At 64.0% G+C, this 14,915-nt stretch carries 16 protein-coding genes and 1 tRNA gene; 13 read left to right on the top strand and 4 right to left on the bottom strand.

Translation table 11 applies throughout. The features are described 5' to 3' along the window. Positions 1 to 36 precede the first annotated feature (36 nt). The 3 genes from AC1RRE_RS11940 to AC1RRE_RS11930 are packed head-to-tail and all read left to right on the top strand — an operon-like array spanning position 37 to position 2,940. On the top strand, positions 37 to 921 hold the full coding sequence (locus AC1RRE_RS11940) for an alpha/beta fold hydrolase (RefSeq protein ID WP_492981403.1): 885 nt from the start codon (positions 37 to 39) through the stop codon (positions 919 to 921). Between the two features lie 23 nt (positions 922 to 944). Further along, a complete protein-coding gene (locus tag AC1RRE_RS11935; protein ID WP_492981402.1) occupies positions 945 to 1,721 on the top strand; it encodes a DUF502 domain-containing protein in 777 nt (258 codons plus the stop codon). Then, positions 1,681 to 2,940, top strand: a complete 1,260-nt coding sequence (locus AC1RRE_RS11930) for a cytochrome P450 (protein ID WP_492981401.1) — start codon at positions 1,681 to 1,683, stop codon at positions 2,938 to 2,940. Before AC1RRE_RS11935 ends, AC1RRE_RS11930 begins: the two co-directional genes overlap by 41 nt. 56 nt (positions 2,941 to 2,996) lie before the next feature. Here the strand turns inward: AC1RRE_RS11930 and AC1RRE_RS11925 are convergent, their stop codons facing one another. Beyond that, entirely contained in the window at positions 2,997 to 5,168 is a 2,172-nt protein-coding gene (locus tag AC1RRE_RS11925; RefSeq protein ID WP_492981400.1) for a methyl-accepting chemotaxis protein, read from the bottom strand. Positions 5,169 to 5,395: 227 nt separating this feature from the next. Here AC1RRE_RS11925 and AC1RRE_RS11920 point away from each other — a divergent pair, with 227 nt between their 5' ends. Continuing rightward, the gene (locus tag AC1RRE_RS11920; protein WP_492981399.1) at positions 5,396 to 5,695 is read left to right on the top strand and encodes an acylphosphatase; all 300 of its coding nucleotides are present in this window, start codon (positions 5,396 to 5,398) and stop codon (positions 5,693 to 5,695) included. 15 nt (positions 5,696 to 5,710) lie between these two features. Here the strand turns inward: AC1RRE_RS11920 and AC1RRE_RS11915 are convergent, their stop codons facing one another. Next, positions 5,711 to 6,385, bottom strand: a complete 675-nt coding sequence (locus AC1RRE_RS11915) for an NAD-dependent epimerase/dehydratase family protein (RefSeq protein ID WP_492981398.1) — start codon at positions 6,383 to 6,385, stop codon at positions 5,711 to 5,713. Positions 6,386 to 6,761: 376 nt separating this feature from the next. Here AC1RRE_RS11915 and AC1RRE_RS11910 point away from each other — a divergent pair, with 376 nt between their 5' ends. Then, on the top strand, positions 6,762 to 6,989 hold the full coding sequence (locus AC1RRE_RS11910; RefSeq protein WP_492981397.1) for a hypothetical protein: 228 nt from the start codon (positions 6,762 to 6,764) through the stop codon (positions 6,987 to 6,989). A gap of 31 nt (positions 6,990 to 7,020) precedes the next feature. Here AC1RRE_RS11910 and lipB read toward each other — a convergent pair whose 3' ends face one another. Beyond that, positions 7,021 to 7,689, bottom strand: a complete 669-nt coding sequence (lipB, locus tag AC1RRE_RS11905; RefSeq protein WP_492982927.1) for a lipoyl(octanoyl) transferase LipB — start codon at positions 7,687 to 7,689, stop codon at positions 7,021 to 7,023. Between the two features lie 131 nt (positions 7,690 to 7,820). Here lipB and AC1RRE_RS11900 point away from each other — a divergent pair, with 131 nt between their 5' ends. From AC1RRE_RS11900 to AC1RRE_RS11890, 3 genes are all read left to right on the top strand, one after another. After that, the gene (locus tag AC1RRE_RS11900) at positions 7,821 to 8,060 is read left to right on the top strand and encodes a FliM/FliN family flagellar motor switch protein (RefSeq protein ID WP_492981396.1); all 240 of its coding nucleotides are present in this window, start codon (positions 7,821 to 7,823) and stop codon (positions 8,058 to 8,060) included. A gap of 85 nt (positions 8,061 to 8,145) precedes the next feature. Further along, positions 8,146 to 8,232 (top strand) — tRNA-Leu (locus AC1RRE_RS11895). A gap of 188 nt (positions 8,233 to 8,420) precedes the next feature. After that, a complete protein-coding gene (locus tag AC1RRE_RS11890) occupies positions 8,421 to 10,712 on the top strand; it encodes an NADP-dependent malic enzyme (protein ID WP_492981395.1) in 2,292 nt (763 codons plus the stop codon). Here AC1RRE_RS11890 and AC1RRE_RS11885 read toward each other — a convergent pair. Beyond that, positions 10,709 to 11,596: a LysR family transcriptional regulator gene (locus tag AC1RRE_RS11885; RefSeq protein ID WP_492981394.1), complete on the bottom strand. Its 888-nt coding sequence runs from the start codon at positions 11,594 to 11,596 to the stop codon at positions 10,709 to 10,711. The genes AC1RRE_RS11890 and AC1RRE_RS11885 overlap by 4 nt on opposite strands. Before the next feature lie 104 nt (positions 11,597 to 11,700). Here AC1RRE_RS11885 and AC1RRE_RS11880 point away from each other — a divergent pair, with 104 nt between their 5' ends. The 5 genes from AC1RRE_RS11880 to AC1RRE_RS11860 all read left to right on the top strand — a co-directional run bounded on the left by AC1RRE_RS11880 (position 11,701) and on the right by AC1RRE_RS11860 (position 14,913). Then, positions 11,701 to 12,168 (top strand): acyl-CoA thioesterase, encoded by a 468-nt coding sequence (locus AC1RRE_RS11880; RefSeq protein WP_492981393.1) that lies wholly within the window; start codon positions 11,701 to 11,703, stop codon positions 12,166 to 12,168. After that, the gene (locus tag AC1RRE_RS11875; protein ID WP_492981392.1) at positions 12,165 to 12,632 is read left to right on the top strand and encodes a PaaI family thioesterase; all 468 of its coding nucleotides are present in this window, start codon (positions 12,165 to 12,167) and stop codon (positions 12,630 to 12,632) included. Before AC1RRE_RS11880 ends, AC1RRE_RS11875 begins: the two co-directional genes overlap by 4 nt. Before the next feature lie 61 nt (positions 12,633 to 12,693). Beyond that, on the top strand, positions 12,694 to 13,866 hold the full coding sequence (locus tag AC1RRE_RS11870; RefSeq protein WP_492981391.1) for an isovaleryl-CoA dehydrogenase: 1,173 nt from the start codon (positions 12,694 to 12,696) through the stop codon (positions 13,864 to 13,866). Between the two features lie 20 nt (positions 13,867 to 13,886). Beyond that, positions 13,887 to 14,501: a hypothetical protein gene (locus tag AC1RRE_RS11865; protein WP_492981390.1), complete on the top strand. Its 615-nt coding sequence runs from the start codon at positions 13,887 to 13,889 to the stop codon at positions 14,499 to 14,501. Positions 14,502 to 14,526: 25 nt separating this feature from the next. After that, on the top strand, positions 14,527 to 14,913 hold the full coding sequence (locus AC1RRE_RS11860; protein ID WP_492981389.1) for a RidA family protein: 387 nt from the start codon (positions 14,527 to 14,529) through the stop codon (positions 14,911 to 14,913). The last annotated feature ends 2 nt before the right edge of the window (positions 14,914 to 14,915 follow it).

The following is a 14,915-nucleotide window of genomic DNA, read 5'->3' as shown; positions in this document are numbered from 1 at the left end:
TGCGCCCGGTCAGCAGTCTGGACGGAGGATGGAAGCGTGTTGTTCCCCGGATTTGAACAAAAGCGCGTGGCGGGTGCCGGCGCCGAGATCAACCTGCGGACCGGCGGCAAGGGGCCGGCCCTGCTGCTGCTGCACGGTTACCCCCAGACCCATGCCATGTGGCACAAGATCGCGCCGAAGCTGGCTGAGGACTTCACCGTGGTCTGCCCCGACCTGCGCGGCTACGGCGACAGCGACAAGCCTGCCACCGTGGACGACCATTCCAGTTATTCCTTCCGTGCCATGGCCGCCGACATGGCCGCCGTGATGAAGAACCTGGGGCATGACACGTTCTATCTCGCCGGCCATGACCGTGGCGGCCGTGTCTCGCATCGCCTGACGCTGGACCATCAGGAACGCGTGAAGAAAGTCGCCACGCTGGACATCGTGCCGACGCTGCACCTGTACGAGAATGTGAACCAGCAGGTCGCCACCGGCTATTACCACTGGTTCTGGCTGATCCAGCCCGCGCCGTTCCCCGAGCGCATGATCGGCGCTGATCCGGAATTCTATTTGCGCAAGAAGACCGGGCATTGGTCTGGCGCGAGCTTCAAGTTCAACGAAGACGCGATGCAGGAATATCTGCGCTGCTTCAGCGACCCGGCCACCATCCACGCCTCCTGCGAGGATTACCGCGCTGCCGCCACCATCGACCTGGTGCATGACCGTGCCGACCGCGACGCCAACAAGCGCGTCACCTGTCCGACGCTGATTCTCTGGGGCTCGAAGGGCCTGATGGACAAGGCCTATGATGTGCTGGGCAGCTGGCGCGACCGGGTCAGCGGGCCGCTCTCGGGCCATGCCGTCAACAGCGGGCATTTCCTGCCCGAAGAAGCGCCCGAGGAAACCTATCAGGCGCTGATCAAGTTTTTCCGCCAATAATTCATCAGCTGTGATCGATCAGAATGACCAATACACCACCGTCTCCTGATGACCTGCCGCCGATCATTCCCGCTGTGGCACCGGTTGCTCCGCCGAAGATCAGCCCGCTGACCCGGCTGCGTAATTACTTTCTCGCCGGGATCATCGTTACCGCGCCGATCGGCCTGACCATCTATCTGGTCTTCATCACCATCGATGCCATCGACCGCAATGTGCGCAGCCTGGTGCCGCAGGGTTTCGAGCCCGAACGCTTCATTCCGTCCTACAATCTGCCCTTCGGCATTCCGGGGCTGGGCCTGATCGCGGCGGTCGTGCTGCTCACGCTGATCGGCTTCCTCGCCACCAACCTGATGGGCCGCACCCTGTTGCGGCTGGGCGAGCGGCTGGTCAGCCGCATGCCGATCGTGCGCGGCGTCTATTCGGCGCTGAAGCAGATTTTCGAAACCATGTTCAGCCAGTCGGGCAATTCCTTCCGGCAGGTGGCGCTGGTGCCCTGGCCGTCGACCGGCTCGTGGACCATCGCCTTCGTCACCAACTTCGTGCAGGGACCGGAAGTCAGCGGCAAGCTGGGCGACGATCTCGTCACCGTCTATGTGCCGACCACGCCGAACCCGACCGGCGGCTACATGACCTATTACCGTCGCCGCGATATCCACGTCCTGTCGATGACGGTGGATGAGGCAATGAAGCTGATCATTTCCTGTGGCGTGATCGTGCCGCAGGGCCTAACGGCCGCGAAGACGGCCGGCGGAGGAAACCATGGCAAGCCCGACAATGGAGATGGCGGCTTCACGCCCTGATGCCGTAACCCGTTTCGACCTGCGCGCGCTGGACAGGGATTTTCTCGATAATCCCTATCCGCTCTATCGCCTGCTGCGCGAGCATGAGCCGGTGCGCCGCATGCCCGACGGCAGCTGGTTCCTGACGCGCTACGACGACCTGCAGGCGGTCTATCGGGACAGCAAATCATTCTCATCCGACAAGAAGATCGAGTTCGGGCCGAAATTCGGCGATACGCCGCTTTACCGGCACCATACCACCAGTCTTGTCTTCAACGACCCGCCGCTGCACACCCGCGTGCGGCGGCTGCTGGCGCCGGCGTTCACGCCACGTGCGCTGAAACTGCTGGAGGCGCGCTTCGTCGCGCTTGTGGATCGCCTGCTAGATCGCGCCATCAGAAACGGCGGCATGGATGTGGTGACGGAGTTTGCCGCCGCATTACCAGTAGAGATCATCGGCGACATGTTGGCTGTGCCGTCGGGGGACCGCCATCTGCTGCGGGACTGGTCGCTCGCCATTCTCGGTGCACTCGAACCCGTGTTGACGCCGGAGCGCGCCGAAGCCGGCAACCGGGCGGTGGCCGAATTCGAGGACTACCTCGACCGCCATATCGCGAGCTGGAAGCCCGATGCCAGCATGGCCGATGGCTATGGCGACGTGCTGGCCGGCTTGCTGAAAGGCGAGACCAAAGAAGATGGGAGCGGTGGCGAGCGCCTGACGGCGGCCGAACTGGTGCAGAACTGCATCTTCCTGCTCAATGCCGGCCATGAAACAACCACCAACCTGATCGGCAACGGCATCGCCGCGCTGCTCGACTGGCCTGATGAGCTGGCGCGCCTGCGCGCCGATCCCGGCCTGATGCGGACGGCGGTGGAAGAGTTCCTGCGTTTTGAATCTTCCAACCAGCTGGGCAATCGCCGTGTGGTGGAGCGCGTCGAGATCGGCGGCGTGACGTTTGAGCCCGGCGCTCTGGTCACGCTCTGCATCGGGGCGGCCAACCGCGATCCGGCGCAGTTCGCTGACCCGGACCGCCTCGATGTCGGCCGCACGCCCAACCGGCATCTGGCCTTTGGCGCCGGCATTCATGCCTGCGCCGGCATGTCGCTGGCGCGCATCGAAGGGCAGATCGCGATTCAGCGATTACTGGCCCGTGTGCCGGCTTTCCGGGCGACGGGGCAGGCCGTGCGCGGCGGTCGCGCACGCTTCCGCGGCTTCCTGAACTATCCGGTCTCGTTCTGACCAGATGGACAGGCAGGTCATGCGGCCCGGGTGAGGGGCGCATCACCGAAGCATGGTCAGGCGGCTTGTCGTGGTGCTTCCGTCCTGAAGAAGCCGACCAGCGCCGAGAGGTCGTTGGCCTGCTGCGCCAGTTGCTGCGCCGACGCCGAGGTCTCTTCCACCAGCGCACCGTTGCGCTGGGTCATCTCGTCCATCGAGACCACGGCGGTATTGACCTGATCCAGGCCGGTGGCCTGCTCTTTGCTGGCGGCCGCGATCTCGGAGACGATATCGGTCACCTTCTTCACGGCATTGACGATCTCGGTCAGCGACGCGCCGGTCTGGTTCACCAGCGTGGCGCCGGCTTTCACCTGCGCATTCGATTCCGTGATCAGCGCCTTGATGTCCTTCGAGGCATTGGCCGAGCGCTGGGCCAGCGCGCGGACTTCCTGCGCCACCACGGAGAAGCCCTTGCCGGCTTCGCCCGCACGCGCGGCTTCGACGCTGGCATTGAGCGCCAGCAGGTTGGTCTGGAAGGCGATCTCGTCGATCAGCGACACGATGTCGCCGATCTTGCGGGCGCTTTCCTCGATCTGGGTGACGGCGATGACGGCTTCGGCCACGACGCTGCCGCCCTTGGCTGCGGTCTCGCGCGCCACGGTGGCAAGCTGGCTGGCGGCCTGCGCATTGTCGGCATTCTGCTTCACCGTCTCGGTGATCTCGTGCATGGAGGCCGCGGTTTCCTCGATCGAAGCCGCCTGGCTTTCCGTGCGGCTGGCCAGGTCGAGGCTGCCGGATGAAATCTCAGCCGAGGCCGTCTTCACCGTCTCGGCGCTTTCCGCCAGCCGCTGCGCGAAGCCGCGCAGGGTGGCGATCACCTGGTTGGAATTCTGCTTCAGGTCGCCGAACACACCATGATAGTCGCCGTTGATCGCAACGGTCAGGTCGCCCTGCGCCATGCTGCCCATGACGCCGGCCACTTCACCGATGACTTCCTGCAGCGTAACGGCCAGACCATTCATCTGCTGTCCCATGTCACGGAACACGCCCTGCAGGCTGGCGGTGTCGACGCGGCGGTCGAGCGCGCCATCGCTGATGGCGTTGCAGAACTCGGCGATCTGGCGGCTGACGCGCTCGTCGCGCTCGCGCGCCTCGACCAACTCGCGTTGTTCGCGATCCAGGCGCTCGCGTTCGGCGGCATCCAGGTGCCGTTTTTCTTCCGCATTGCGTTTGAAGACGGTCAGTGCCTTGGCCATGTCGGCCACTTCATCCGAACGGTTCACCTCCGGCACCTGATGGGTCAAATCACCGTTGGCCAGTGCCGACATCAGGTTGGTCATCTGCGCCAGCGGCCCGCCGATGCCGCGTCCGATCACAAAGGCGACGCCCAGGCTGATCAGCGCAACAGCCAGCATGCCACCGATGGTGCCGGTGCCCGAGCTGTTCCGCAGATCCGCCACGGCGCTGCGGATGTCGTTCATCTCCTGAAGGTTCTGCACGAACAGAGCATCGATCTGCTCCAGCACGGCGGCGCCGGCGGCTTCCAGCGCCTGGTTGGCGGCGCTGACCTGCAGGGTGCTGTCTGAAAACGCGGCGAACTCGCGCCGATAGGTGTCCAGCAGCGGCAGCTGCGCGGTATGGCCGGTGCGCTCAAGGGTGGAGCGGAAGTCATCAGCCGACTTGTTGAAGCGTTCAATATAGCTGCGGTCGCGGCGCAGGATGAAATCCTTCTCATGACGGCGCAGCGTCAGCATCTGTGCGATCAGCTTGTCTTCGGTGCCGGCAGTCAGGCTGGTCTCGATCTCGCGCACGGCCTTACGCAACGCGCCCTGCAGGCCGCTATTCTCGTCGAAGCCCAGCTTCTCCCACAGGCTGCGGAAGCTCTCGAAGCGCTGGCCGTAGACGTCGAGGGCGGCGAGGGCGGCTTCGGCTTCCTGCTTGTCACGACCCTCGGCATTCCGCGTCATGGTCTCAAGATACTTGCGCGCATCGGTGATGAACTGCCTGGCCGTCTCTGCGGTCTTGGCGCTCGGCCGGTCGTTGAAGGTGCGTTCGGTGATGCGGGCTTTCAGGAAGTTGTCGCGCGCCTTGGCCGACAGTTCGACCATCGTGGTGGCGGCCTGGTCGGCCGTCATCAGGCGGTCGACCCGCATGTTCATCGCCACGATGAAGATTGTAATCACGGCGAAGGCGGCCATGACGATGCCGCCGATGCTGATGATCTTCGCTCCCACGCGCCAGCGAATCATGTCTGCCCCCTACTGTTCTGTTCGAATTCCCCCGCACATATTGTGATTGTGTTTCAGTCTTATGAAATAACCCTCGTGGTCTAGATTACTAGAAATTTACCTGGTAAGTCGCTCATAAATTGAGCGATTTCCACCGAATGCGGCCCATTTGGGCGGCAATCGGAGGTTGAGTAAGTGAATCTACTTTCAGGGTGGCCGGTCGGCGTCATGCAGGGCTAAATAGGCGTATGAGCAAGATGGCGCGACGCTATTTCATCACCGGGCAGGTCCAGGGCGTGGGCTTCCGCTACTGGGCCACGGGCCGGGCCAGGCAGCACGGCCTGGTCGGCTGGGTGCGCAACCGGCGCGACGGCAAGGTGGAAGTGCTGGCCTATGGCGAGAAGAGCGCGCTCGACAGCCTGGCGCAGGACCTGCACCACGGACCGGAGGCCGCGCGGGTCGAGACGGTGGAAGACGCACCGGTGACGCCCGAAGAGGCCGAGCTCGCCGCCGGTGCGACGGCCTTTTCCCAGGGCAAGACGCTCTAGGGCAAGACGCCGTAACTACAGCGCGTTGATGTCCGGGATTTCCAGCAGGCGTTTCTCCGGCTGCCGGCGCACCACGGCGATCATCGCCTTGCCCACCTGTTCGGTGGTGGTGAGTGAGCGCGGCCACAGCCATTTCACCAGCGGCAGGAACGGCACCAGCAGGATATAGGCGAAGCGATAGACGCGGCTTTTGGGCTTGATGCCATGCAGCGGCTCGATCATGCCGGGCCGGAACATATAGGCCGCCTTGAAGGGCAGGCGCAGCAACGCATTCTCGGTGCGGCCCTTCACGCGGGCCCACATCACCGGGCCGCGTTCGCTGCTGTCGGTGCCGGCGCCGGTAATATAGGTGAAGGTCATGCCGGGGTTGAGCCGGGCCAGCGGCTGGGCGGCGGCCAGCGTCAGGTCGTGAGTCACCCGGGTGTAGTCCGCCTCGCTCATGCCGGCCGAGGAAACGCCGAGGCAGAAAAAGCAGGCGTCGAAGCCGGTCAGCTTGTCCTCAATCGCCGCGTAGTCGAACAGGTCGGCATGGATCAGGTCTTCCAGCTTGGCATGGTTGCGGCCCATCGGCGTGTCGCGTGCCGGACTGCGGCCGATGGCCACCACCCGGGTCACGCCCGGATCGACCAGGCATTCGCGCAGCACACCCTGACCGACCATGCCGGTGGCGCCGAAGATCAGGACATTCATGCGAGGACCCTGTTCCAGAGAGGGGGAGAGAAGCTGTCATCATACCGGCCGGCGAGACCGGGGACAGGGCGACGGTCACATCTTGATCGGGCCGACTTGGACACCATATGTTCTCATGGTTGCAAGGCGGCCAACCTGATATCCGTCTAACCAGAAACGAACGCAAACGAAGCCGTACGAAGCGAAACGAAGCGAAACGAAGCCAAACGAAGCCAAACGAAGCCAAACGAAGCCAAACGAACGGCAACGAAGCCAAAGGAAGCGGAACGAAGCAGCGGGAATGATCTATTCTCGTTTCGTCATGCCTGCTTCTGCGGGAATAATAAAGTGGATTAGGAGTTATTTATAAGTGTCTGGTAAAAAACGAAAACTCGTTATGTCTCTGAAGGAATGGGCGATCTGCTATGCCGGATCGCTCGGCTTCGGCGGTCTGGCCTGGTGGGCGACCGGCAACCAGTGGGTCGGCTTCGGGGTAATCGTTATCTTTACCGCCGTCTATGTGCTGTTCGTGAAGTCAAAGGCCGCTTCAGACGAGCCGGCCGTGGTCTCGACCGAGGGCATGACCCGGCAGCAGCGCCGGGCTCATGAGCGTAAGAATAAGTGACTATATTCAGTAGTTTGATATAATTTCTTAATCAGACTTCGCAGGTCTGGCCGAGGCGATCCAGCAGGGCCGGCTCGATGGTGTCGCGCAGCGCCATGTCCACATCGGTCATCGCCGCGGTCAGGCCCAGGTCGACCAGAGACGTCACCCCGAAAGGCTCGGTCTCGGTCCTGGTGATGCCGCAGCTGACGATGCCGCCGTAATGGCCGAGGTCGGGTTCCACGTTCAGGCTCAGACCATGGAAGGTGACCCAGTGCCGGACCCGCACCCCGATGGCGGCGATCTTGTCCTCGCGGCCGGGGCCCTGGTCCGGGCGCTCGACCCAGACGCCAACCCGGCCGTCCCGGATCGCGCCGGTCACATTGAAGCGGGCCAGCGTCGCGATCACCCAGTCTTCCATCCGGCAGACGAAGGCCCGCACGTCCTTGCCGCGCCGGTTGAGGTCCAGCATCAGGTAGGCCACCCGCTGGCCGGGTCCGTGATAGGTGTACTGCCCGCCGCGCCCGGTCGCATGGACGGGGAAGCGCGGGTCGAGCAGGTCGCCCGGCTTGGCCGAGGTCCCGGCGGTATAGAGCGGCGGGTGCTCCACCAGCCAGACCAGCTCCGGTGCGCTGCCGGCCCGGATGGCGGCGACGCGCGCTTCCATGGCGGCCACGGCGGCCAGGTAGTCGACCGGCGCATCGCTGATCGCCCAGTCCACCGGGCCGGCGGGGGTGTCGATGATGCTGGAGGCGGGGGGGATCACGGACATGGGGATGGGGCCGACGTTTACTCTGTGCTAACCTGAGGTGAGTTACTTAGCGGCTGCAGTGGCCGGAAGGAAGGTGCCCCGTGGCGACCAATACAGCCGTCAATGACGTCTCGGTGGAAATCTCAGTCGTTCTCGGCAAGGCGACCATGCCCATTCACCAGGTTCTGAAGGTCGGCCGTGGCGCCGTGATCGAGCTGGATGCCAGCGTCGACGACCATGCCTGGATCTTCGCCAACAACAAGCTGATCGCCCGCGGCGAGATCGTGATTTCCGGCGAGAAGGTGGCGGTTTCCATCACCGACACCATGTCGGACGACTAAAGCCCGGATTTCTCCCGGGAATACTCCGCCTCGCGGCCTTGAATACCCCCTCAGGATTTGCTATTCCCCCGCGTCGCCCGAAAATGCGGTCGTGGCGGAATTGGTAGACGCGCAGCCTTGAGGTGGCTGTGGCCGAAAGGCCGTGAAAGTTCGAGTCTTTTCGACCGCACCATTCGAACCAGACGATGTGATCTCCCTATGCTTCCCGGGCATGGCCGTTCTGCGCCATTTCCCCGGTTGGTCATGCCCATCTCCCTTTCCTCGGATACCCGGCTGTTGTAAGCCTGATTGCCCAAGAAGATCCTTGGCGGCAATCAGCCTGACTGGCCGCCCTAATCGTTGATCCGACGAGAGTTTTAGATGAAATCCGATCTTGACCGTGCGGCGCTGGAATACCATCGGCTGCCCAAGCCCGGTAAGCTGGAAATTACCCCCACCAAGCCGCTCGGCACCCAGCGCGATCTGGCGCTCGCCTACAGCCCCGGCGTCGCCGCCGCCTGCAACGCCATCGTGGAAGATCCCGGCCAGGCGGCCGAGCTGACCGCGCGCGGCAACCTGATCGGCGTCATCTCCAACGGTACCGCCGTGCTGGGCCTGGGCAATATCGGGCCGCTGGCGTCCAAGCCGGTGATGGAAGGCAAGGCGGTGCTGTTCAAGAAATTCGCCGGGATCGATGTGTTCGACATCGAGATCAACGAGACCGATCCCGACAAGCTGATCCAGATCATCGCGGCGCTGGAGCCTACCTTCGGCGGCATCAATCTGGAAGACATCAAGTCGCCGGAATGCTTCGTGGTCGAGCGCGCGCTGCGCCAGAAGATGAAGATTCCGGTCTTCCACGACGACCAGCATGGCACGGCCATCACCGTGGCTGCCGCCGTGCTGAACGGTCTGCGCGTGGTGGGCAAGAAGATCGAGGACGTGCGTCTGGTGGCAAGCGGTGCCGGTGCAGCCGCCCTGGCCTGCCTCGACCTGCTGGTCGCGCTCGGCGTGAAGAAGGAAAACATCGTCGTCAGCGACATCGCCGGCGTGGTCTATGAAGGCCGCACCGAGCAGATGGACGAATTCAAGGCGCGCTATGCCCGCCCGACCAACCATCGCACCCTGGGTGACGCGATCGCCGGCGCCGATGTCTTCCTTGGTCTGTCGGCTGCCAATGTGCTGAAGCCCGAGATGGTCGAGAAGATGGGCCCCAAGCCGCTCATTCTTGCGCTGGCCAACCCGACGCCGGAAATCCTGCCTGAAGAGGCGAAGAAGGTTCGCCCCGACGCCATCCTGGCCACGGGCCGGTCGGACTATCCGAACCAGGTCAACAACGTTCTGTGCTTCCCGTTCCTGTTCCGCGGCGCGCTGGATGTCGGCGCCACCACGATCAACACGGAGATGGAGCTGGCCGCCGTGCGCGCCATCGCCGATCTGGCGCTGGCCGAGATTTCCGATGTCGTGGCGCGCGCCTATGGCAATGACGAGGACCTGAGCTTCGGTCCGGACTACTTCATCCCCAAGCCCTTCGATCCGCGCCTGATCCTGCAGATCGCGCCGGCGGTGGCGCAGGCGGCGATGGACAGCGGCGTGGCGACACGGCCGATCACCAACATGAAGGCCTATCGCGAAAGCCTGGAGCGATTCGTCTATCGCACCGGCTTTGTCATGCGGCCGACATTCGAACGCGCCAAGCGTCGTCCGATGCGCCTCATCTATGCCGAGGGTGAGGACGAGCGCGTGCTGCGCGCCGCCCAGATCGTGCTGGATGACAAGGTGGCGGTGCCGACCTTGATCGGCCGCCGCGCCGTGGTCGAGCGCCGCATCGAGAAGCTCGGCCTGCGTCTTAAGATCGGCGAGAATGTCGAGTTGATCGATCCTGACAAGGACGACCGTTATTCCGAATACTGGATGGGTTACCTCGCGCTGATGAAGCGCAAGGGCGTGGCGCCCGACGATGCCCGCATGATCATCCGCACCAACACCACCGTGATCGCGGCCATGGCCGTGCAGCGCGGCGAGGCCGATGCGATGATCTGTGGCGCAGTGGGCCAGTATGACCAGCATCTGCCGCATATCGTCGATGTGATCGGCCTGCGTGCCGGGGCGACGCTGGCGGCCGCCATGCAACTGCTGGTGCTGCCGCATGGCATGCTGTTCATCACTGACAGCAACGTGAATCTCGATCCTTCGGCCGAGGAGATCGTGGCGATCACGCAGCTGGCGGCTGATGAAGTGCGCCGCTTTGGCGTGGTGCCGAAGATCGCGCTGCTGTCGCATTCCAATTTCGGCACGTCGTCGTCGCCGTCCGCGACGAAGATGCGCGAGGCGACCCGTCGCCTGCATCAGCTGATGCCCGATGTGGAAGTGGAAGGCGAGATGAAGGCCGATGCCGCCGTCTCGGAAGCCATCCGCGAGAAGCTGATGCCCGACAATGCGCTCAAGGGCAGCGCCAACCTGCTGGTCATGCCGAACCTGGATGCGGCCAATATCTCGGCCAATCTGGTGCGCCAGATGGAGCAGGGCTTCTATGTCGGCCCGATCCTGATGGGGGCGGCGAAGTCAGCCCATATCGTGTCGCGCAATGTCACGGTTCGTGGCCTGGTCAACATGAGCGCCGTTGCCGTGGTCGACGCGCAGGACCACGCCGACGCCGCATCGAAGGCCTAATGCCCGATGACGGTGCGCCGCGCGGCGGTGTCCCAGTCATGACCGGCGGCGAAGTCGCGTAACTGCTGCAGGGCGGCATCGGCCTGATCGCGCCAGACCAGGCCGATGCGATGGGTGTCGCGCAGTTCCGGCAGCGTCAGCGTCGCCACGCCATCGGTATCAAGCCAGTGCGGCAGGATCGCCAGGCCGATGCCGGCTTCCACCAGCGCCAGCAGGCCTGCATCGCTTTCGGCGCGGCCGATGATGCGCGGCCGCACATTCAATGTATCGAACAGCTTCTCGGCCGCCGGCATGATCTCGGCTTGCGGGCGGATCACGAAGGCCTGGTCCTGCAGGTCGCCGATGCGTGCGCTGGCGCGATGGGCGAACGGGTGCTGCAGCGGCGCGGCCAGCAGGTAGCGCTGGCGGAACAGCGGCAGCGCGCGTTCCTCGCTGTTATCTTCCAGCGGCAGGATCGCCGCATCGATGCGGCCCATGTCCAGCCGCTTGGTCAGCGTTGACGCCGGGGCTTCCAGGATTTCCAGCGCGATGTCGGGATGCGCAGCCGTGAAGCTGCCAAGCAGGGCGATGAGGCGGCGCGGCGGCAGGCCGGGAATGTAGCCAAGCCGCAGGCGCAGCCGGGTTGGCCGGCTGTCCTGCCGCAGCTCACGCCGCGCGGCGGTCCATTCCTGCAGCAGCAGCCGGGCCCGGGGCAGGAAGCGCGCGCCGGCCGGGGTGAGCTGGGCCGAACGGCCGCGTTCGAACAGCAGGGCATCGAGGGATTCTTCCAGCCGTTTGATCCCGGCCGAGAGCGTCGGTTGGGTCACGTTGGCGCGCTCGGCACCCCGGGTGAAACTGGCGGTTTCGGCCACGGCCATGAAGTAGCGGATCAGGGTCAGGTTCATGCGGCATAGAGAAAGCCTATCCAGATCATAAAAACAATCGATTTTCTCTATTCCATGATCCGGGTTATCCCCACAGGCAGGAAAAACCGGAAGGGAGGCCGCTCATGAGCGACCACACTGGGGACCCGCGCTATGTCGAGACCCTGCGCCTGATCACCCATGCTTGGCAGTGCGACCATATGGGGCATGTGAATGTCGGCTTCTATATGGGTTGGCTCGGCGATGCCGCCTTCGCGCTGTTGTCGATGTACGGTCTCAACCGGGAGCAGGCGGCGGCCGAGAATCTGGGCGCGGCCGCGGTGCGTGCCGAGGTGGATTACCAATCAGAGCTGCATGGCGGTGATATGGTGCGGCTGGAAACCACGGTGGAGACCATCGGCGAGCGCAAGATCGTCTTCCATCACCGCCTGATCCGCATCGGAGACGAAAAGCAGGTCATGGCGGCCCGGGTCATCGGCGTCTGCATCGACACGGTGCAACGCAAGTCGCGGGCGTTCCCGCCGGCCTTCCTCGCGCGTATTGTCAGTGAATTCGGGATCGAGCCGCCGCAGCCCAGGAGCGCTGCGGCATGAGCGATTTCAAGCCCCAGAATGCCGACTTCGAGGCTTTCGTGCGCGACAGCTTCAACCGCCAGCCAGCCATGCATCTGATCGGTGCGACCATGACCGAACTGCGGCCGGGCTTTTGCGAACTGACGCTGCTGCGCCGGCCCGATCTTACCCAGCAGCATGGCTTCGTGCATGGCGGCATCGTCGGCATGATCGCCGACAGTGCGGCGGGCTATGCCGCCTTCAGCCTGTTTCCGCCGAATGCCTCGGGGCTGACGGTGGAGTACAAGATGAACCTGATGGCGCCGGCCGATGGCGACCGCCTGATCGCCCGTGGGCAGGTCGCGCGGCCCGGCCGCACGCTGACGGTTGTCGGCTTCGACGTCTTCGCCGAGAAATCCGGGACGATGCTGCACTGCGCCACGGGATTATCCACGTTGATGTGCATTCCGGGGCGTTCTGACGCACCCCCGCCGGCTGCATCCTGAGCGGCGATCCGCTACACTCCGGCCACCCCGATTCAAAGTCTCGTCCGAGAAGGGTAAAATCATGATCTCCAACAGCTATCCCACGCTCGATTTCGGCCTGGGCGAGACCGCCGACATGCTGCGCCAGTCCGTGCGCAGCTTTGTCGACAGCGAACTGGCGCCGCGCGCCGACGCCATCGACAAGACCAACGAATTCCCGCGCGACCTGTGGACCAAGCTGGGTGATCTGGGCCTGCACGGCATCACCGTCGAGGAAGAATACGGCGGTTCGGGGCTGGGCTATCTGGAGCATTGCATCGCCGTCGAGGAAGTCAGTCGCGGCTCGGCCTCGGTCGGTCTGTCCTATGGCGCGCATTCCAATCTCTGCATCAACCAGATCCGCCGCAACGGTAACGCCGAGCAGAAGAAGAAGTATCTGCCCAAGCTGATCACCGGCGAGCATCTGGGTGCGCTGGCGATGAGCGAGCCCAATGCCGGCTCGGATGTCGTGTCGATGAAGCTGCGCGCCGAGAAGAAGGGCGACCGCTACATCCTCAACGGCAACAAGATGTGGATCACCAACGGCCCGACCGCCGATGTGCTGGTGGTCTATGCCAAGACCGATCCCGCCGCCGGCGCGCGCGGCATCACCGCCTTCCTGGTCGAGAAGGGCTTCAAGGGATTCTCGACGGCGCAGAAGCTCGACAAGCTGGGCATGCGGGGTTCGGATACCGGCGAGCTGGTGTTCCAGGATTGCGAAGTGCCGGAAGAGAACGTGCTCAACCAGGTGGGCAAGGGCGTCAACGTCCTGATGAGCGGCCTGGATTACGAGCGCGCGGTTCTCGCTGCCGGCCCGCTGGGCATCATGCAGGCCGCAGTGGACGTAGTGGTGCCCTATATCCACGAGCGCAAGCAGTTCGGTCAGCCCATCGGCAGCTTCCAGCTTATCCAGGGCAAGGTCGCCGACATGTATACCGAGATGAACGCGGCGCGCGCTTACGTCTATACCGTGGCCAAGGCCTGCGATCGCGGTCAGACCACGCGCAAGGATGCCGCCGGCGCGATCCTGTTCGCGGCCGAAAAGGCGACCAAGCTGGCGCTCGACGCGATCCAGATTCTCGGCGGCAACGGCTATATCAACGACTATCCGACCGGCCGCCTGCTGCGCGATGCCAAGCTGTATGAAATCGGCGCCGGCACCTCGGAAATCCGGCGCATGCTGATTGGTCGCGAAATCTTCGAGGAGACCGCGTGAGGGTTTGCTTCCGCCATGCCATGTCCGCCCTTGCCCTGTTCATCGCCGCTCCGGCGATGGCGGGGAACAGCAAAGACACGCGCTGGGAGCATGTGAAGACCGCCGACCAGCGTGTGCGCTGGGAAGCCGAAGGGCTCGCGCCATCGCCTCAGATGGCCGAAGCCTTTTCCTCGCCGCTGGGCTATCGCATCGACCGCTATCTGTGGAAGGCGCAGAAGCCGGCAGGCAGTTTCGCCATTGCCGTGCTGCGCGACCTGAGCGACGAAGACCATTACCTCAGCGGTCCGGTCGACCTGATCAAATTCGCCACGACTGTCCTGAAGGGCCTTGAAGCCCCGACGCCCAAAGCCAGCGAGCCGAAGGACGTGAAGGTAGCGACTGCCAATGGCCCGCTGCTGACCCGGCGCTTCGATCTGGGCACGCGGCAATGCGTGGCGCTTGGCTTCTATGCCCAGCCGCAGGCCGCGCAGCCGACGACCAAGGACAGCAAGCCGGCCGCGACGCGCGATGAGCCTTTGACCGAAGGCAGTCTGCGGCTCGACGGCGTGTACTGCGCCGCTGCCAGCCGGCCGCTGACGCCCGAACAGGTTCTGGCCTATGCCGCCGGGATCAAGCTGACGGACCGCAAGAACTGAGCCAAGACCTGACCCCGGGAGCCCCATGAGCCAGCGCCGCCTGATTTCCTCCGGATCGACTTTCGAAAAGACGATGGGATATTCGCGGGCGGTGGTGGATGGCGAATGGGTGCATGTCTCGGGCACCACCGGCTTCGATTACAGCACGATGACCATCAGCGATGATGTCGTCGTGCAGACCGAGCAGATTTTCCAGAACATCATCGCCGCTCTGAAACAGACAGAGTGCAGCCTGGATGACGTGGTGCGCGTGCATTATTACATCACGGATGCCAGCTATTTCCCGCTGATCGCGCCGGTCTGCGGCAAGTATTTCGCCACCGCGCGGCCGGCGGCGACCGCGCTGGTGATCCAGCTGGTCGATCCGCGGATGAAGGTCGAGATCGAAGTCACCGCCCGCAAGCGTGGTTAGGG

It is taken from the genome of Ferrovibrio sp. GW821-FHT12D07 (genome assembly GCF_058807275.1).
This window is presented reverse-complemented; position numbering and strand designations above follow the sequence as displayed.